The 16171-nt window shown below is 72.1% G+C and carries 14 protein-coding genes; 5 read left to right on the forward strand and 9 right to left on the reverse strand.

The features are described from left to right. The first annotated feature begins 215 nt into the window (after window positions 1-215). Window positions 216-1307, forward strand: coding sequence for a DMT family transporter (locus ACFV1W_RS21815; RefSeq protein ID WP_380418859.1), 1092 nt, complete (start codon window positions 216-218; stop codon window positions 1305-1307). Here the strand turns inward: ACFV1W_RS21815 and lepB are convergent. Then, window positions 1270-2175, reverse strand: coding sequence for a signal peptidase I (gene lepB / locus ACFV1W_RS21820; RefSeq protein ID WP_380418860.1), 906 nt, complete (start codon window positions 2173-2175; stop codon window positions 1270-1272). The two genes, ACFV1W_RS21815 and lepB, sit on opposite strands and share 38 nt — an antisense overlap. Before the next feature lie 134 nt (window positions 2176-2309). Further along, window positions 2310-2645, reverse strand: coding sequence for a chorismate mutase (locus tag ACFV1W_RS21825; RefSeq protein WP_380418861.1), 336 nt, complete (start codon window positions 2643-2645; stop codon window positions 2310-2312). A 237-nt stretch (window positions 2646-2882) separates the two neighbouring features. Here ACFV1W_RS21825 and ACFV1W_RS21830 point away from each other — a divergent pair, with 237 nt between their 5' ends. Both ACFV1W_RS21830 and ACFV1W_RS21835 read left to right on the forward strand, forming a co-directional pair. After that, window positions 2883-3308, forward strand: coding sequence for an OsmC family protein (locus ACFV1W_RS21830; RefSeq protein WP_380418862.1), 426 nt, complete (start codon window positions 2883-2885; stop codon window positions 3306-3308). Window positions 3309-3740: 432 nt separating this feature from the next. After that, complete coding sequence (locus ACFV1W_RS21835; RefSeq protein ID WP_380418863.1) at window positions 3741-5849, forward strand: putative bifunctional diguanylate cyclase/phosphodiesterase; 2109 nt, start codon at window positions 3741-3743, stop codon at window positions 5847-5849. Between the two features lie 64 nt (window positions 5850-5913). Here the strand turns inward: ACFV1W_RS21835 and ACFV1W_RS21840 are convergent, their stop codons facing one another. Further along, window positions 5914-7005 (reverse strand): LLM class flavin-dependent oxidoreductase, encoded by a 1092-nt coding sequence (locus tag ACFV1W_RS21840; RefSeq protein WP_380418864.1) that lies wholly within the window; start codon window positions 7003-7005, stop codon window positions 5914-5916. A gap of 669 nt (window positions 7006-7674) precedes the next feature. Here ACFV1W_RS21840 and ACFV1W_RS21845 point away from each other — a divergent pair. Both ACFV1W_RS21845 and ACFV1W_RS21850 read left to right on the forward strand, forming a co-directional pair. Continuing rightward, window positions 7675-8262: a DedA family protein gene (locus ACFV1W_RS21845; protein WP_380418897.1), complete on the forward strand. Its 588-nt coding sequence runs from the start codon at window positions 7675-7677 to the stop codon at window positions 8260-8262. Window positions 8263-8618: 356 nt separating this feature from the next. Beyond that, on the forward strand, window positions 8619-9899 hold the full coding sequence (locus ACFV1W_RS21850; RefSeq protein ID WP_380418865.1) for a hypothetical protein: 1281 nt from the start codon (window positions 8619-8621) through the stop codon (window positions 9897-9899). A gap of 37 nt (window positions 9900-9936) precedes the next feature. Here ACFV1W_RS21850 and ACFV1W_RS21855 read toward each other — a convergent pair whose 3' ends face one another. The 6 genes from ACFV1W_RS21855 to ACFV1W_RS21880 all read right to left on the reverse strand — a co-directional run bounded on the left by ACFV1W_RS21855 (window position 9937) and on the right by ACFV1W_RS21880 (window position 16057). After that, complete coding sequence (locus ACFV1W_RS21855; RefSeq protein ID WP_380418866.1) at window positions 9937-10842, reverse strand: alpha/beta fold hydrolase; 906 nt, start codon at window positions 10840-10842, stop codon at window positions 9937-9939. Then, on the reverse strand, window positions 10839-11927 hold the full coding sequence (locus ACFV1W_RS21860) for a branched-chain amino acid ABC transporter permease (protein ID WP_380418867.1): 1089 nt from the start codon (window positions 11925-11927) through the stop codon (window positions 10839-10841). Before ACFV1W_RS21860 ends, ACFV1W_RS21855 begins: the two co-directional genes overlap by 4 nt. 251 nt (window positions 11928-12178) lie before the next feature. Then, window positions 12179-13045 (reverse strand): branched-chain amino acid ABC transporter permease, encoded by an 867-nt coding sequence (locus ACFV1W_RS21865; protein WP_380418868.1) that lies wholly within the window; start codon window positions 13043-13045, stop codon window positions 12179-12181. Then, complete coding sequence (locus ACFV1W_RS21870; protein ID WP_380418898.1) at window positions 13045-13881, reverse strand: ABC transporter ATP-binding protein; 837 nt, start codon at window positions 13879-13881, stop codon at window positions 13045-13047. The genes ACFV1W_RS21865 and ACFV1W_RS21870 overlap by 1 nt, the downstream gene beginning before the upstream one ends. Window positions 13882-13919: 38 nt before the next feature. Then, window positions 13920-14660 (reverse strand): ABC transporter ATP-binding protein, encoded by a 741-nt coding sequence (locus ACFV1W_RS21875; protein WP_380418869.1) that lies wholly within the window; start codon window positions 14658-14660, stop codon window positions 13920-13922. Between the two features lie 122 nt (window positions 14661-14782). Further along, window positions 14783-16057, reverse strand: a complete 1275-nt coding sequence (locus tag ACFV1W_RS21880; protein WP_380418870.1) for a substrate-binding domain-containing protein — start codon at window positions 16055-16057, stop codon at window positions 14783-14785. Between the last annotated feature and the right edge of the window lie 114 nt (window positions 16058-16171).

Raw genomic sequence — 16171 nt, forward strand, 5'->3', positions numbered from 1 at the left:
CTTTTTTTTATATCCCCCTGGGCGGCGGGGGGGGGCGGCCGGCCCCGCGGGCCTCCCACCCGGCGGGCGCCTCCAGCCCGGGCGGGCCGCAACCCCCCCCGGGGCGGTCCCCCCGCCCCGCGTCGGTCATCTCGCCGTTGCGGACAGTTGAGACCAGGACCAAATGACGAAATGGCGCCTTACCGAAGCGTCGGTAGGACTGCCACAATGCGCCAGTGCACAGATCAACGGCCTCGCCCACCCACCCTTCGGGCAGAACCCTCGGCCTCAGCCTCGCCCTGGTCTCCGCCTTCGCGTTCGGCGGTTCCGGTACCGCGGCCAAGCCGCTGATCGAGGCCGGACTCTCCCCCCTGCACGTGGTCTGGCTCCGGGTGACCGGGGCGGCCGTGGCCCTGCTCCCGATCGCCTACCGGCACCGGGGCGCCGTCCTGCGCCGCCCCGGCCTGCTGCTCGGCTTCGGCCTGCTCGCCGTGGCCGGCGTCCAGGCCTGCTACTTCGCCGCGATCTCCCGCATCCCGGTCGGGGTCGCCCTGCTCATCGAGTACCTCGGGCCGCCGCTGCTGATCGGCTACGTCAGGTTCGTGCAGCGCAAGCCGATCTCCCGGGGCGCGGCCGTCGGCGCCGGAGTCGCGGTGGCCGGGCTGGCCTGCGTGGTGGAGGTCTGGAACGGCCTCAGCTTCGACGCGCTGGGCGTGCTGTTCGCCCTCGGCGCGGCCTTCTGCCAGGTCGGCTACTTCCTGCTCGCCGACGCCGGCCGCCGCGGTGACCGGCCGGTCGACCCACTGGCCGTCAGCGCGTACGGGCTGCTGATCGGCGCCGTCCTGCTCACCGTGTTCACCCGGCCCTGGCAGGCCGACTGGGGCCTGCTCGGCGGGTCCGTGGTGATGAACGGGCACAGCCTGCCCGCCCTGGTCCCGGCCGCCTGGATGGTGCTGATCGCGACGGTGCTCGCCTACCTGACCGGGGTCGTCTCCGTCGGGTACCTCTCGCCGCCGGTCGCAGGGGTGGTCGCCAACCTGGAGGCCGTGGTCGCCACCGTGCTGGCCTGGGTCCTGCTCGGCGAGCACCTGGGGCTTCCGCAGGTCGCGGGTGGCCTGCTGGTGCTGGCGGGCGCGTTCGCGGCGCAGACGAGCAAGCCGCCCGCGGTGGAGGCGGGGGCTGGTACGGGTGCCGGCGCGAGTGCTGCTGGTGGTTCCGCCCCTTCCGGGGCCACCGCTTCCCGGGCCACGACCGCTGCCCGGGAGCGGGTGGCAACCGCCGACCGCGGGGTCAGCGGCCGGTCCAGCCGAACCAGTCGAGGTGACTGACCGGCCACACCACAGCCGACACCGGGCCGACCACGTTGCCCACCGGCACGGCGCCGCCACCCGGGCCCTGCCGGTGCCAGCGGGAGTCCGCCGAGTCGCTGCGGTGGTCGCCCTCGACCCAGATATAGCCCGAGGGGACCTTCACCGGGCCGAAGTCCATGCCCGCGCAGGAGTCGTCGCCGGGGTGCAGGTACGGCTCGACGACCTTCCTGCCGTCGACGGTCAGCGTGGCGCCCGCACACTGGACGGTCTGGCCACCGGTCGCGATCACCCGCTTGACCAGGTAGTTGTCGTCCTTCGGCGGCACCAGCCCGACGAAGCTCAGCACCGAGCTCACGGCGTTGGTGATCGGGTTCGAGTCGACCGGCTGGGGCGGCAGCCAGTTCCCCGGATCCTTGAACACCACCGGCTGCCCCTGCTGCGGCGTCCAGCCGGTCAGCGGCGCGAGCTTGTTCACGCCGACCCGGTCGCCCACCCGCAGGGTGTTCTCCATCGAACCGGACGGGATGGTGAAGACCTGGAACAGGCAGGTCTTGATCAACAGCGCGACCGCCAGCCCGACCGCCACCATCACCGGCAGCTCGATCCACCACGGCCGGGGACGGCGCGCCGTCCGGCGAGCCTTGCGGTCGCGCGATCCGCCGGCCCGCCCGCGGGCCTCGGCCCGGGCCCCGGACCCGTCCCCTTGGAGCCGCTGGCCGTACGGGCCCTGCTGGGCGTACGGGCCGTTCGCGGCCTGCTGGCCGTACGGACCCCGCTGGTCGTACGAGCCCTGCTGGGCGTACTGGGTGTCCCGGGCGGCTGGTACGCCGGGCTCGGCGGGTTCGCTGGGAGCTCCGCCGGGCGTTTCGGGCAGGTTCACCGCCATCGTCGCTGCTCCACCTCTCCGGCTGGGGAAAGTTGCACGCTACGCCAACCGGGGAGCCTCACGAAATCCGGCGTTTAGCCGCGCCCGACATCGCCGCCTGCGGGTTTCGATGCCGGGCGCCGCCCTCTGTGCCCTCAGGCGCGGGCGATGGCCTCGTGGTGGCGGATCACCTCGGCGATGATGAAGTTCAGGAACTTCTCCGCGAAGACCGGGTCGAGCTTGGCCCCGGCGGCCAGCTCCCGCAGCCGCTCGATCTGGTCCCGCTCCCGGGCCGGGTCGGCAGGCGGCAGCTTGTGCTCGGCCTTGAGCCGACCGACCCGCTGGGTCGCCTTGAAGCGCTCGGCCAGCATGTGGACCACTGCGGCATCGATGTTGTCGATGCTCTCGCGCAGGCTGGTCAGCTCCGCCCGTACCGCGTCGTCGATGCCCTCGGTCACGCCGGCGTCGGGGGTCGTGGGCTGGTCCGTCATCGGGTCGGCTCCCGGTGTCTGGGGTGGGCGCCCGACCGTACGGCGGCCGGGCTCGGGCCCGGGCAAATCTAACAGGGCACCCGGTCCGGACCGGCACCGTTCGGAGGAACCGTCCAGCATCCGGACAGCTCGCCGGACCGCCCGGCACCCGGCTCCGCGGCCGGGCTGCCCGTAGGCTGGTGCGTGCATGACCGGAAGTGACGACTCAGCAGTCCCTCAGCACTGGAGGAACCGATCGTGGCAACCACCCGCACCGCCCGCACCGCCTGGGAGGGAGACCTCCTCCACGGCAAGGGGCAGGTGACCTTCGCCTCCTCCGGGATCGGCGAGTACCCCGTCTCCTGGCCGGCTCGCGCCGAGGAGCCCAACGGCAAGACCAGCCCCGAGGAACTCATCGCGGCCGCCCACTCCGCCTGCTTCTCGATGGCCCTCAGCAACGGCCTGAGCAAGGCCGGCAACCCGCCCACCAAGCTGGACACCAGGGCCGACGTCACCTTCCAGCCCGGCACCGGCATCACCGGCATCCACCTGACCGTCACCGGTGAGGTCCCCGGGCTGGACGAGGCCGCCTTCGTCAAGGCCGCCGAGGACGCCAAGGCCAACTGCCCGGTCAGCCAGGCCCTGACCGGCACCACCATCACCCTCACGGCCGAACTCGCCTGACCGCCTCCCGGCCCGTCCTCCCCCGGCCCGTTCGGGGGGCGCACCTCGGCCCCGCCCCCGCGCGCGACCAGCGCCCGGGGGCGCGGCTTCGGCGCACGCGCTCCCGGCGCACCTCATGTGATGTGCACTGAAGGCAGCCGAACGTTCCGTCATGCATGATCCCAAACGGGGCGAATCACCCTGGCGGCGGTCACCGCGCGTTGTCGCCGCGGCCTATGATCGGCCGAAGCGCCCTGTCCTTCACCCGGGTCCCCGTGCGACAGCGCCCCACGGCGGACGCCCCGCAGCGGACCGACTCCGAAGACTCCGGCAGAGCGCGGAGCCGGCCGCCGGAATCCCGACCGGCCAGGCAGACCATCGTCAAGCGTCAGCAGCGGACGGGAGCATGCCGTGCCGGGCCAGAACGAGGGGGCCGACGCACACCACCCAGGCGTGCGGCACAAGGAATCGTCACACCACCGCCACCTCGCCGCGCCGGCCCTCGATCCGCCGGGTGCGACCGGACCGGCCATCCCCGCGGCCTGCGGCACGCTGGAGGATCCGGAGCTACTGCTCTGCCCCACCTGCTCGGCCCCGTTGACCGACGGTGCGTACCTGGGCGCCGGTGGGGCCCCCGGCCGGGAGGGCGGCGACGACCGGCTGCTGGCGGCACTCCGGGCCAGCGAGTCCCGCTTCCGGGCCGCCTTCTGCGACGCCGTCATCGGCATGGCCCTGATCGACCCCGAGGACCGGATCATCGAGGTCAACCCTGCCTTCGCCGCCCTGATCGGCCGCGGCGTCGGCGAACTGGTCCGCACCCACCTGCACGAGATCATCGACCCGGAGGGCATGCCGTCCCGGCTGTTCACCGCGCTCGTCCACGGCAAGCGGGAACGGTTCCGCGTGGAGAAGCAGCTCAAGCACCGTGAGGGCCACACGGTCTGGAGCAAGGTGACCGTCTCGCTCATCCGGGACCCCGCCGGGCGGCCGCTCTACACCCTCGCGCTGGTCGAGGACATCACCGAGCAGCGCCGGCTCGGCGACCGCCTGGAGTACCAGGCCCTGCACGATCCGCTGACCCGGCTGCCCAACCGGACCCTCTTCTTCGAACGGCTCGACGCCGCCTGCCTCCCGGACCCCGACGACCGCGGGAACCACGGAGGCTCCGGTCGGCCGGTGGCGGTCGCGGAGGGACGGCGGGTGGGTGTCTGCTACCTCGACCTCGACGGCTTCGCGGCGATCAACGAGACCCTCGGCCACCACATCGGCGACGAGTTGCTGATCGCCGTCGCCGCCCGGCTGCGGCGCGGACTCTCCGAACGGGACGCCCACCTGGTCGCCCGGATGGGCGGTGACGAGTTCGCCGTCCTGGTCACCGACAGTGTCGGCAGCGAGCAGCTGACGGCGCTGGCCGGCCGGATCCTGGAGGTGCTGGAACGTCCCTTCGACGTCGCCGGGCACCGGCTGGTGGTCACCGCCAGCGTCGGCGTCGTCGAGCGTTCGGTGCACGAGACCACCCCGACGGACCTGGTCAAGGACGCCGACGCCACGCTCTACTGGTCCAAGGCCGACGGCCGGGCCCGTTGGACCCTCTACGACCCCGACCGTGGCGCCCACCGGCTCACCCGCCAGCTGCTGGCGACCGCACTGCGGCCGGCCCTGGAACGCGGCGAGTTCACCATCGAGTACCAGCCCCTGGTCGGCCTGGCCGACGGCGCGGTGCACGGCGCCGAGGCCCTGGTCCGCTGGCGCCACCCCCGCTACGGAACACTCTCCCCCGACCGCTTCATCCCTCTCGCCGAGGAGTCCGGTGCCATCGTGCCGCTCGGCAAGTGGGTGCTGGAGGAGTCCTGCCGTCAGGCCCGGCAGTGGCTCACCGAGTTCCCGGACACCGAGACCTTCGTGAGCGTCAACCTGGCGGCCCGCCAGATCTGGGACTCCGATGTGGTGGCCGACGTCGCCCAGGCCCTCGAAAGCACGGGCCTGCCCGCCCGGCTGCTGCAGCTGGAGATCACCGAGAGCGCCCTGCTCGGCCCCGGCGGCCGCCCGCTGCAGGCGCTCCAGGCACTCGCTGACATGGGCGTGCGGATCGCCATCGACGACTTCGGCACCGGCTACTCCAACCTGGCCTACCTCTCCCGGCTGCCGGTGCACGTGCTGAAGCTCGACGGGACCTTCATCGAGGGCTTCCGCGACCCGGCACCGGCGACGGCGGGGCACTCCGCCCCGGCTACGGCTGCTCCCTCGGCTGGTTCCTCGGCATCGGAATCAGGATCATCGGCATCGGCATCGGCATCGGCATCGGCGGAGCGTCCGGGTCTCCCGGAACTCCACTCCCGCCGACGCGACGCGGACGAGCAGATCGTCGGCGCGATGGTCCAGCTGGCCCACACCCTCGGCCTGACCGTCACCGCCGAGGGCATCGAGAGCGCCGCCCAGGCCGAGCGGCTCCGGCTGACCGGCTGCGACACCGCCCAGGGCTGGTACTTCGCCCGGCCCGGCGAGGCCGAGCTGGTCGCGGCGATACTCCGGGAGGGCCGCCCCGCCCCGAGCGGCCGCTAGGCCGACGGGGCGGGGGCCGTCGCCGAGGTGATGGCCCCCGGCCGACGCTGTCAGGCCGACGCCGTCAGGCGTCTGCCGTCAGGCCGTACGCCTCGGCGACCAGACCGTAGGAGCGGAACCGGGCCTCATGGCCGTGGATGTGCGAGGTGACCATCAGCTCGTCCACCCCGGTCCGCTTGCGTAGCACCTCCAGGCCGTCCGCGACCTGGCCCGGGGCACCCAGCACCACGTTGTCGAGCCAGCTGTCGATGAAGTCCGCCTCTGCCGGGCTGTACGGGTACTCCTCGGCCTCCTCCGGGGTCGGGATCGGGCCGGGGTTGCCGCGTCGGAGGCGCAGCATGCCCAGGGCCGCGGAGCGGGCGAGGCGACGGGCGGCGGTCTCGTCGTCGGCGGCGACGGCACTCACGCCGATCAGCGAGTAGGGCTCGCTGAGCACGGCGGAGGGGCGGAAGGATGTCCGGTACAGGTCCAGCGCCGGAAGGGTGTTGGCGCTGCTGAAGTGGTGGGCGAAGGCGAATGGGAGGCCGAGGCGGCCAGCCAGCTGGGCGCTGAAGCCGGAGGACCCGAGCAGCCAGACCGGCGGACGGCTCTCGCCCCTGGGGACGGCGGTCAGCCGCTCGTACGGGTGGCCGGAGGGGAAGTCGCCGTCGAGGAAGTGGGTCAGCTCGGAGAGCTGCAGCGGGAAGTCGTCCGCACCCTCGGCGAGTCCGCGGCGCAGGGCGCGGGCGGTGGCCGGGTCGGTGCCGGGGGCTCGGCCGAGCCCGAGGTCGATCCGGCCGGGGTGCAGGGCCTCCAGCAGGCCGAACTGCTCGGCGATGGCCAGCGGGGCGTGGTTGGGGAGCATGACGCCGCCCGAGCCGAGCCGCAGCGTGGTGGTGTTGGCCCCGAGGTGGGCGAGCAGGACGGCCGGGGTAGAGCTGGCCACGCCGGGCATTCCGTGGTGCTCGGCCACCCAGAAACGGTGGTACCCCCACTGCTCGGCCCGGCGGGCCAGCTCGGTAGTGGCGGCCAGGGCCTGGCCGGGCGTGTAGCCGACGCCGACGGTGGCCAGGTCGAGGATCGAGAGCGGAGCGGGTGCCGTGCCGCGGGCGGTGCCCCGGATCACCGCACCGGCCTCCGGTCCGGTCCGCTGCTCCTGCTGGTCCTCGGTGGTCATGCCGTCCGCCCTCCTGGCTGTCCTTGGCCCGGCTCTCCTCCGAGCCGGCCGTCGTGGGCGGCCGCGCGGGTCTCGGTCGGCCCGGCGGTCGCTGCTGCCGACGGGGATCAACCACGGCTGCGGGCCCGCTGTTCCCGGGCCGGCCGCTCGATGCGGCCGCGGCCGGGAGTGACCGGGATGTGCGGTCCGGGGTTCGGCCCGGGTGCGGCCCGAGCGGTTCCACACGACCGCACCGACCGACCGTTCGGATGACGGAGAGCCAGCAGCCCGACACGGTTGGCGACTTCACGCCAGGGTCGGAAGTCGCCAGCCGGAGCGCTCGCGACCGGCGGCCGGCTTCGGGCAGGGTGGTGATCAGGAACGGGGCACCGAGCGGGCCCGCGTTCCGTCGCCGAGATCTTCGGGCTGGACCAGCGCTGAACGATCCCTGCGGGCCCTCGGCGCGGCACCCCGCCCCGGGGGCTCGTTCCATTTGCGGGGGCCTTCGCCCGCGCGCTCCAGGCGCACCTCGCCGGCGACCGCATCAGGGCCGTGAGCTGCGGCCGACTGCGGTGATGCCCGGCACACCGGGGTGCTTCATGGCAGCGTGAAAAGTCGAGGCGCTAGCGTTGACCCCAGCAGCCACCTGCTCCCCCAGGGCGGCGTGGAGGGAGTAAGGCCTTGAATTTCGTGGCGGCGACGGGATCCTCGTGGATCTGCGCCCTTGCGCTCTTCGCCGTACTCGGCGACGCCCTGCTCCCCTTCATCCCGAGCGGAACGCTGGTCATCCTGGCCGTGCTCAAGACAGCACAGATCAACGGCGCCCCGGTGTTGCTCGGCCTGGGCGTGGCGGTGGCCTCCTTCCTGGGTGACCTCCTGCTGCTCCAGCTCGCCCGGCGCGGGGCCCCGCTGCTGCAGCGCCGGCTCGCCCGGCGCCCGAAACTGGCGGCCAGCGTGGCCCGGGTCCAGCAGTCACTGGTCGAGCGCCCGCGCGGCGGGGCGGCCGCGATGGTGGTGGTCGCGCGGTTCGTGCCGGCCGGACGGACCGTCCTGGACCTGGCCATCGGTCACTCCCCCGCCCATCCGCACCGCTTCCTGCACTGGTCGGCGCTGGCGGCGCTGGTCTGGGCCGCCTACATCGTGACGCTGGGCTGGCTGAACAGCCACTGGTTCAACACCGCCTGGCTGAGTCTCGCGGTCTCCTGTGCGGCAGCCACGGCCGTCAGCACCGCGATCGCGCGAATAGTGCGCCGCAACCGGCGGCTGGCCGCGCTCTGACCGGCCCCGGAGCGGTCGGCGACTTTCGGCCGCAGAGCACTGTCGGGAGCATAATTTTCCCTCACGGGCGACGGCCCGTGCCGAGCGCTGACGCACTCTGACCGGTCCTGACAGGGCGGCGGTACCGTACTCCCCTGACGTCGCGCAGCGCGAAGCGTCACAGGACCGCAACAGACGACGGATCCCTGCAGCCCGGTCGGGCGCCCCCGACGTGTTGACTGTCGTCGGAGCCCGGCGGCCTTGGTAGCCGCTGCGCGACATGACATGCTAACGGCGGAATATTCATCAATTGCCCGATTTGACCGGAGCGGCCCAGGGCCGCCCCCACCACCGGCGATCGGCACCCAGGGGAGACCATGACCAGCATCTCGCGCAGGACGGTGCTCAGTGCGACCGCTGCGACCGCGGCCCTCGGCGCGGTCGCCGCCTGTTCCAGCAGCGGATCCGGTTCGGGGCAGGACTCCACCTCGCATTCCTCTGACGGCAGTACGAAGGCCGGGCAGAACGGCAACGCCGACCCGACCCAAACCGTCGTGCCCAAGGGCACCCCGATCGGCGACGGCTCCAACGCGGACACCGGTCCGCAGCCGAACCAGCCCAAGCCCGAGAAGCTCAAGCCGGGCGAGCGCCCGCCGCAGTTCGTGGTGTTCTCCTGGGACGGCGCGGGCGGCACCGACGACGGCCAGTTCCCCCGCTTCCTCAAGCTGGCGGAGCAGTACAAGGCCACGATGACCTTCTTCCTCTCCGGCATCTACGCCCTGCCCAAGGGCAAGTCCGACCTGTACCACCCGCCGAAGCACTCGGTCGGCGCCTCCGACATCCCGTACCTCTCGGACGGCGCGGTCAAGAGCACCCTCAAGCTCGTCAGCCAGGCCTGGCTCGCCGGGCACGAGATCGGCACCCACTTCAACGGGCACTTCTGCTCCAGCCGCCCGGACAAGAACGGGGTCAACATGTGGACCCCGGACGACTGGCAGAGCGAGATCGACCAAGCCATAGCCTTCGTCACCCAGTGGCGGACCAACACCGGCTTCACCGACGTCGACCCGCTGCCCTTCGACTACAAGAAGGAGCTGATCGGCGGCCGCACCCCGTGTCTGGAGGGCCAGAAGGCACTGCTGCCGACCATAGCCAAGCTGGGCTGGAAGTACGACGCCAGTTCCTCGGGCGGCCTCCAGATATGGCCGCAGAAGGTGCAGGACGGCAAGATCTGGGACTTCCCGCTGCAGTCCATACCGTTCCCCGGGCACACCTTCCAGGTCCTGTCGATGGACTACAACATCCTCGCCAACCAGTCCAACGGCAGCACCAAGGGCGACCCGTCCAAGTACGGCGACTGGCGGACCCAGGCCACCAACTCCTACCTGGCCGGCTTCGAGCGGGCCTACAACGGCAACCGGGCCCCGTTCTTCATCGGCAACCACTTCGAGCAGTGGAACGGCGGCATATACATGGACGCCGTCGAGGAGACCCTCAAGACCATCGCGGGCAAGCCCGAGGTCCGGCTGGTCTCGTTCCGTCAGCTGGTCGAATGGCTGGAGGTGCAGGACCAGTCGACCCTGCGCAAGCTGCGCACGCTCAACGTCGGCCAGGCGCCGTCCGGCGGCTGGGAGAGCTTCCTCGGCGCCGCGGGCTGACCCGGCCGTCGCCGTTCCATGCTTCCGGCCGGGCCCGTCACCCGGCGGCGGGGACGTCCGCGAGCAGCTTGCGGACGATGCGGTCGGCTCCGGCCTCGCCCCAGAGGATCGAGTAGTGGTTGGAGTCCGGCACGGGTGAGGCGGGCACCCGGTCCGGATCCAGCCCGGACAGCCCGATCCGCTGGGGGTCGTAGAGGCCCTGCGGCTCGTTGAGCAGGCCGCGCTCCGCCCAGAGCAACTCGGCCGGGCAGGGCAGCCGGTGCACGGCCCCGGCTGCCTCACGGTCCAGCAGGACCTGGGCGCCGTCGGTCTGCACGGCCTCCAGCACGCAGGAGGAGCGCAGTTCGGGCTCGGCGCCGACGAGGTCGCGCTGGGTGTAGGCGTCGATCCCCTCGGACCAGCTGCCGTCGAAGGCCGGGTGACGCTGCCAGAACTCCCGGTAGGCGGCCCGGTCGGGGAAGGTCATCGACAACCGTGCCAGCGCGGGGCCGAGCACTGCGGCCAAGGCGTCCTCCTCCCGGACGCCCTCCGCAAGCGGGAAGCTCAGCGCGCCGTCCACCAGCAGTACCCGGCGGACGAGTTCGGGGTGCCGGACGGCGGTCAGGGCGGTGACCCAGGCCCCCATCGAGTGGCCGACGACCGTCACGGGCGCCACACCCAGGGAGGCGATCAGCGCGGCCACGTCGTCGGCGTGCCGGGTCAGCCCGTACGGTCCGGCGACCGAGCGGCTGGCACTGCGACCCCTCAGGTCGGGCGCGAGCAGGGTGACCCGCCCGGAGAGCCGACGGGCGACCTCGTACCAGGCGAGGCCGTTGGCGGTGATGCCGTGCACCGCCACGACCGTCGGGGCCCCCGGCCGGTCGGCGGACCACCGCAGGACGGCGAGGTCCCCGCCGGGTACGGGGACGGTCAACTCCTCTGGCTTCAGGGGTGGCTGGCTCACGCGGGGGCACCTCCGGTGGGACGGGCGGCGGGCCTGCCGGTCGGCGTGCGGGCCGCCGAGCGGGCGGATCGGGCGGTGCGGATACGGGCGGGGAGTCCGGCCAGGCCGCCGGGGAGCAGGTAGACCACGGCGACGAACAGGGTGCCCATCAGGAAAAGGGGTTGGGAGAGCGGCACGCGCAGCACCGCGGGCATGCCCGCGACGGCGTCCGAGTTGGCGAGGTCGCTGAGCCGGTGGCCGGCCCAGGTGTAGAGCACCCCGCCGAGCAGCGGCCCCCAGCGGGTACCGGAGCCGCCCAGGACCACCATGACCAGCAGCGCGAGCGTGGCGTCCGAACCGGCGGCCTGCGGGGTGGCCCCACCGGTGAGCAGCAGGTAGACCACCCCGCCCAGACCGGCGAGCGCTCCGGAGAGCACGAAGGCGACCAACTTGTAGCCGTAGGGCCGCAGACCGAGCACCTCGACCCGGCGCTCGTTCTCCTTGACGCCCTCCCAGACCCGGCCGGCCGGGGAGTTGACGGCCCAGTGGACCGCGGCGACCGTCAGCACGAGGTAACCGACGGCGATCCAGTAGAGGTTGGCGGTGTTCTCGATCCCGATCAGGCCGGACGGCAGCAGGTCGGCCGGGGCGGACCGGCCCTCCTCGCCGCCGGTGACACCACCGGGGTTGCGCAGGACGAGGATGGCACCGGCCTGGGCGAAGGCGAGGGTGACCATGGAGAAGCCGATGCCGGTGACCCGCAGGCTCACCGAGCCGAGCAGCAGGGCCAGCAGCACGGTGCAGGCGACCCCGAACACCGCGGCGGCGGCGAAGGGGAGTCGCAGTTCGAGCATGCCGAGGTCGGTGGCGTAGAGGCCGGTCGCGAAGTAGAGCGCGTGGCCGAAGGAGAGCAGTCCGGTACGGCCGAGCAGGAGGTCGTAGCCGGTGGCGAGGGCCCCGTAGAGCAGGCACAGGGCGATGAGTTGGAGACTTCCCGGGCTGCCGAGCGGGCCGTCGAGCAGTCCCGGGACGGGAAGCGCACTGTATGGGGCGACAAGGAGCGTGATCAGCAGGGCGATCGGCCACCAGCGTAGCGCTGCGTGCATCCGTGTCCAGCGATTAGTGACCGAATCACCTGTTCGAGGGATGTCGCCGGGCTCGCCCGTTTGTTCACAATGGTTTCCGGCAAGGCTGGTGTCAGTCCCCCCTGCCACAGTGGGGCTGTCGGCGGAGCTGGTGTCAGTCCCCTCTGCCGACACGGCGGTCACGGCAGGGCTGGTGTCAGTCCCCCCTGCCGAGGTGGCGGCGCTGCGGGCGGCCGCGGGGCCACCGGTGCTCGTGATCGGAGTTTCGGCGCTCACGCGAGCCTCCCGGTGAGTCCACGGGGTCGGACCAGAAGCAGCACGGCGAGCAGGACGACGACCGAGAGGTCGCCGAGCCCGGCGCCGGTGTAGTAGTTGGCGAACTGCTGGACGAGGCCGACGCCCACCGAGGCGGCGGCGGCCCCGGTCACGGAGCCCATGCCACCCATCACCACGACGACGAAGGCGAAGATGAGCAGGCTGGTCCCCTGGCCGGGATTGACCGAACCGAAGTAGAGGCCGCCGAGGGCGCCGCCCAGTGCGGCGGCCGCCCCACCGATGGCGAAGACGAGGGTGAACGCCCTTCGGACGTCGATGCCGAGCGCCGTGACCATCGCCCGGTCCTCGACGCCGGCCCGGACGATCAGCCCGTAGCGGGTTCGGGCGAGGAACAACCGAAGAATGAGCAGCAACAGTGCGGCGGCGGCCACGAGCACGAACCGGTTGACCGGGACGGTCGCACCGAGGACGTGCCAGGTGCCGGCCAGTAGGGCCGGTTGGGGGAAGGGGCGGGCGTCCGCGCCCCAGATCCCCATGAGCAGGGCGGGCACGGCGAGCCCGACCCCGACGGTGGCGAGGATCTGGTCGCGCGGGCGGCTGTAGAGCGGCCGGATCAGGAAGAGTTCCAGCAGGACGGCGGCGGCCGTCCCGACCAAGGTGCCGAACGGCACCGCGAGCCAGAAGGAGAGGCCCGCCTCCGTACCGGCCCACCAGGTCGCATAGGCGCCGATGGAGAGCAGGGCGCCGTGCGCGAAGTTGAGCACGTCCATCAGACCGAAGATCAAGGAGAGGCCGGAGGCGACCAGGAAGTACAGCGCGCCGAGACCGAGACCAGTACAGGAAAGGAGAACGATGGTGTCCATCAGGGCTTCACCTCCGTGGTGACGACCGGGGTGGCGGTCGGGGAACCGGCCGCGGAGGCGGCGGACGGCCGGTATCCACCGGCGAGCGGGTGACGGGAGCCGACGCCGAGGAGGCGGCGGGCGGCCTCCTCGTCGGCCAACAGCTCGGCGGTGTCGCCCCGGTGGGCGGTCCGGCCGTCGGCCAGGACGGCACAGGTGCCGGCCAGGCGGCGGACGAGCGCGAGGTTCTGCTCGACCAGGAGAACGGGCACCGCCTCGGCCGCTCGCGCCAGCACTTCGGCCACCTCGGAGACGATCTTCGGCGCCAGGCCCTTGGTGGGCTCGTCGGCGATGATCAGCCGGTTCCGGTTGAGCAGCGTCCGGCCGATCGCCACCATCTGCTGTTGGCCGCCGGAGAGCGTCCCGGCCAACTGGCCGGCCCGCCGCTTGAGTTCGGGGAAGAGCTCGTGGACGAGCGCGTAGTTCGGCTCGCCCGCCTCGGCCCCACCCAGCGCTCCGCGTTCAGCGAGGCGGAGGTTCTCGGCGACCGTCAGCCCGGCGAAGATCCCGCGATCCTCGGGTGCATAACCGATACCACGACGAACAACTAGATGAGTTGGGAAGGAGGAGATTCCAGCACCGGACAGTTGAATGCTCCCGGTGCGCGGCACCAGACCCATGACGGCCTTCACAGTGGTGGTCTTGCCGGCACCGTTGCGGCCCAGCAGTGCCGTGACTCCGGCGGAGGCCACGTCGAAGTCGACACCGTGCAGGATGTGCAGCCCGTCGATGACCACCCGCAGGTCACGGACGGAGAGAAGGGGTTCGGCAGCGGACGAGGGCGAGGACGGCCGCAGCGAGGAGTGCGGATGCGGCGAAGAAGTCGGAGAGGAGGTCACAACGCCTCACCCAGGTAGGCCTGTTGCACTGTCGGATCGGCCATCACGGCTTCGGGGGTGTCCAGGGCGAGCAGGGTGCCGTGGTGCATCACCGCCAGGCGGTCGGCCAGGCCGAGCAGGACGTCCATGTGGTGCTCGACCATCAGGACCGTCCGGCCGAAATCTCGGTGCACGGAACGGATCAGTTCGGTGAGGGCCGGCACCTCCTCCGCGCTGACGCCGGCCATCGGTTCGTCCAGCAGGATCAGCCTCGGATCGGAGACGAGCAGGACGGCGAGTTCCAGCTTGCGCTTCTCGCCGTGGGAGAGCGCTCCGGCCAGGGTGCCCGCGCGATGGGCGAGTTCGGTGCGATGCAGGGTGTCGGCCACCTGTTCCGAGAAGCGGTCGGCGCGGCGCCAGAGGCGGTAGGAGGCTCGTGGTCCGGCTGCCGCCTGGGCGGCTAGTCGGACGTGGTCGGCGACGGTCATCCCCGGCCAGAGGGAGGAGGTCTGGAAGGTGCGACCGAGCCCGCGGCGAGCCCGGGCGTGCACGGCCTCGGTGGTGATGTCCGTGCCGTCGAGGTGGAGACTGCCCCAGGTCGCCGGACAGATGCCGGAGATCAGGTTGAAGAGGGAGGTCTTGCCGGCTCCGTTGGGCCCGATGAAGGCGATGAACTCGCCTTCGCCGATCGCGAAGGAGACGTCCTCGACGATCGGCACGCCGCGGACGGACCAGCCGAGGCCGTCCAGCCGCAGCACCGGAGTAGAGGGAGGACAAGAAGTGAGACGCGGAGAGGAGGAACGCGACACGGAGGAGCGTCGGGCGGAGGGCGGAGGAGTGGAGGCCGGAGGAGTGGAGGCGGCGGGAGCGGGCATCGGGATCAGCCCGCCATCGGGACGACCGGGGGCGCCACCTCGTCGGCGGTCAGGGTCTTCTCCACCGAGGGCTTGGCGGTGGCCCCGGTTCCGGTCAGCCGGACCTGGAACATCGGCTGGAGGAGGGCGTGGTCCTCGGCGCGGACCGCGGTCCGGCCCTTGACCCCGTCGAAGCTCCACCCCTCCAGCGCCTTGACCAGGGCCGAAGTGTCGTCGGCGGAGCCGTGGTTGGCCTCGACGGCGTGCACAATCATCTGGGCGGCGGTGAAACCGTCCGGGGTGAAGATGTCGGGCTTGCCGCCCCCGGCGGTGACGGCCTCAGTCATGGCCTTCTCCACCGGGGTGCCGGCGGCGCCGTCGAAGTAGTGGTTCAGGAAGGAGATCTTCTCGCCGGCCGGGCCGAACAGCGGGTAGGAGGCGGCCAGGTCCAGGCCGGTGACGACCTTGGTGCCGGTGAAGACGTCCTGCTGGTTGAGCGCCGTCCACAGGGCCGACGCGGAGTCGCCCGCCCAGGCGACGAACAACAGGTCGGGCTTGGCGGTCTTGGCCTGGGTCGCGAAGGGGGTGAGGTCAGTGGCGCTCGGCGGGGCGAGCACCTGCTCCACCGTCGCGCCCTGGGCTCCGAGCACGGTCTTCACGGCAGCCACGTTGGCCTGTCCGAAGGCGTTGTCCTGGGCGAGCACGGTGACCTTCCTGCCCTTGGCGTCACCGATGAACGAAGCCGCCGTCCGAATGTCCTGATAGGACTGGCGACCGGAGCGGAAGGTGTACTTGTTCAAGCCGGTGACCTTGTCGGCGGCGGCGGGGCCGCTGATGAAGAGCACCTTGTTCTGGGAAGCGATCGGGCCGACCTGGAGGGCGACACCGGAGGCGGTGGAGCCGGCCAGGACCTTGTAGCCCTTGCCGATCAGGTCCTTGGCGGCGGACACCGCCTTCGCCGGATCACCCGCGTCGTCCTGCTCCTCGAACTCGATCTTGTGCCCGTCGACCTCGCCGGTGCCCTTGGTCGCATAGTCGAGACCGGCCTTGAAGCCGTCCAGGTACTGCTTGCCGTAGGCGGCGAGCGGACCGGTCTTGGAGTACACCAGGCCGACCTTGACCGGGGCCTTCGCACCACCACCGCCCGCCGAGGCGGTCCCGGCGGTGCCGGCCTTGGCGCAGCCGGCGGCGAGCAGGACGCACGCGGCCACTGCGGCGAGCTTCCGGGCCGGGCTGCCGGTCGGGGCCTCGCGCGGGCGGGCGCCGGAGGCGGTCCTGGTGGGGACTGTGGTGCTGCGCATGTGACCGACTCCTGAGGATGCGGCGGGGTGGATGCCGGAACCGTAGGTGTGCGGTGGGACCGGCGACATGTGCCCGGCCGACATAGCAACCCGCTGTGATGTGGCTCCGGTCGA

The sequence above is a fragment of the Kitasatospora sp. NPDC059648 genome, from assembly GCF_042734825.1.
GTDB lineage: Bacteria > Actinomycetota > Actinomycetes > Streptomycetales > Streptomycetaceae > Kitasatospora.

Excerpts from the sequence above, each read along its gene's own strand:
- lepB (WP_380418860.1), bottom strand. The coding sequence starts at position 2,175 with ATGGCGGTGAACCTGCCCGAAACGCCCGGCGGAGCTCCCAGCGAACCC.
- ACFV1W_RS21825 (WP_380418861.1), bottom strand. The coding sequence starts at position 2,645 with ATGACGGACCAGCCCACGACCCCCGACGCCGGCGTGACCGAGGGCATC.
- ACFV1W_RS21840 (WP_380418864.1), bottom strand. The coding sequence starts at position 7,005 with ATGACCACCGAGGACCAGCAGGAGCAGCGGACCGGACCGGAGGCCGGT.
- ACFV1W_RS21850 (WP_380418865.1), top strand. The coding sequence starts at position 8,619 with ATGACCAGCATCTCGCGCAGGACGGTGCTCAGTGCGACCGCTGCGACC.
- ACFV1W_RS21860 (WP_380418867.1), bottom strand. The coding sequence starts at position 11,927 with ATGCACGCAGCGCTACGCTGGTGGCCGATCGCCCTGCTGATCACGCTC.
- ACFV1W_RS21865 (WP_380418868.1), bottom strand. The coding sequence starts at position 13,045 with ATGGACACCATCGTTCTCCTTTCCTGTACTGGTCTCGGTCTCGGCGCG.
- ACFV1W_RS21880 (WP_380418870.1), bottom strand. The coding sequence starts at position 16,057 with ATGCGCAGCACCACAGTCCCCACCAGGACCGCCTCCGGCGCCCGCCCG.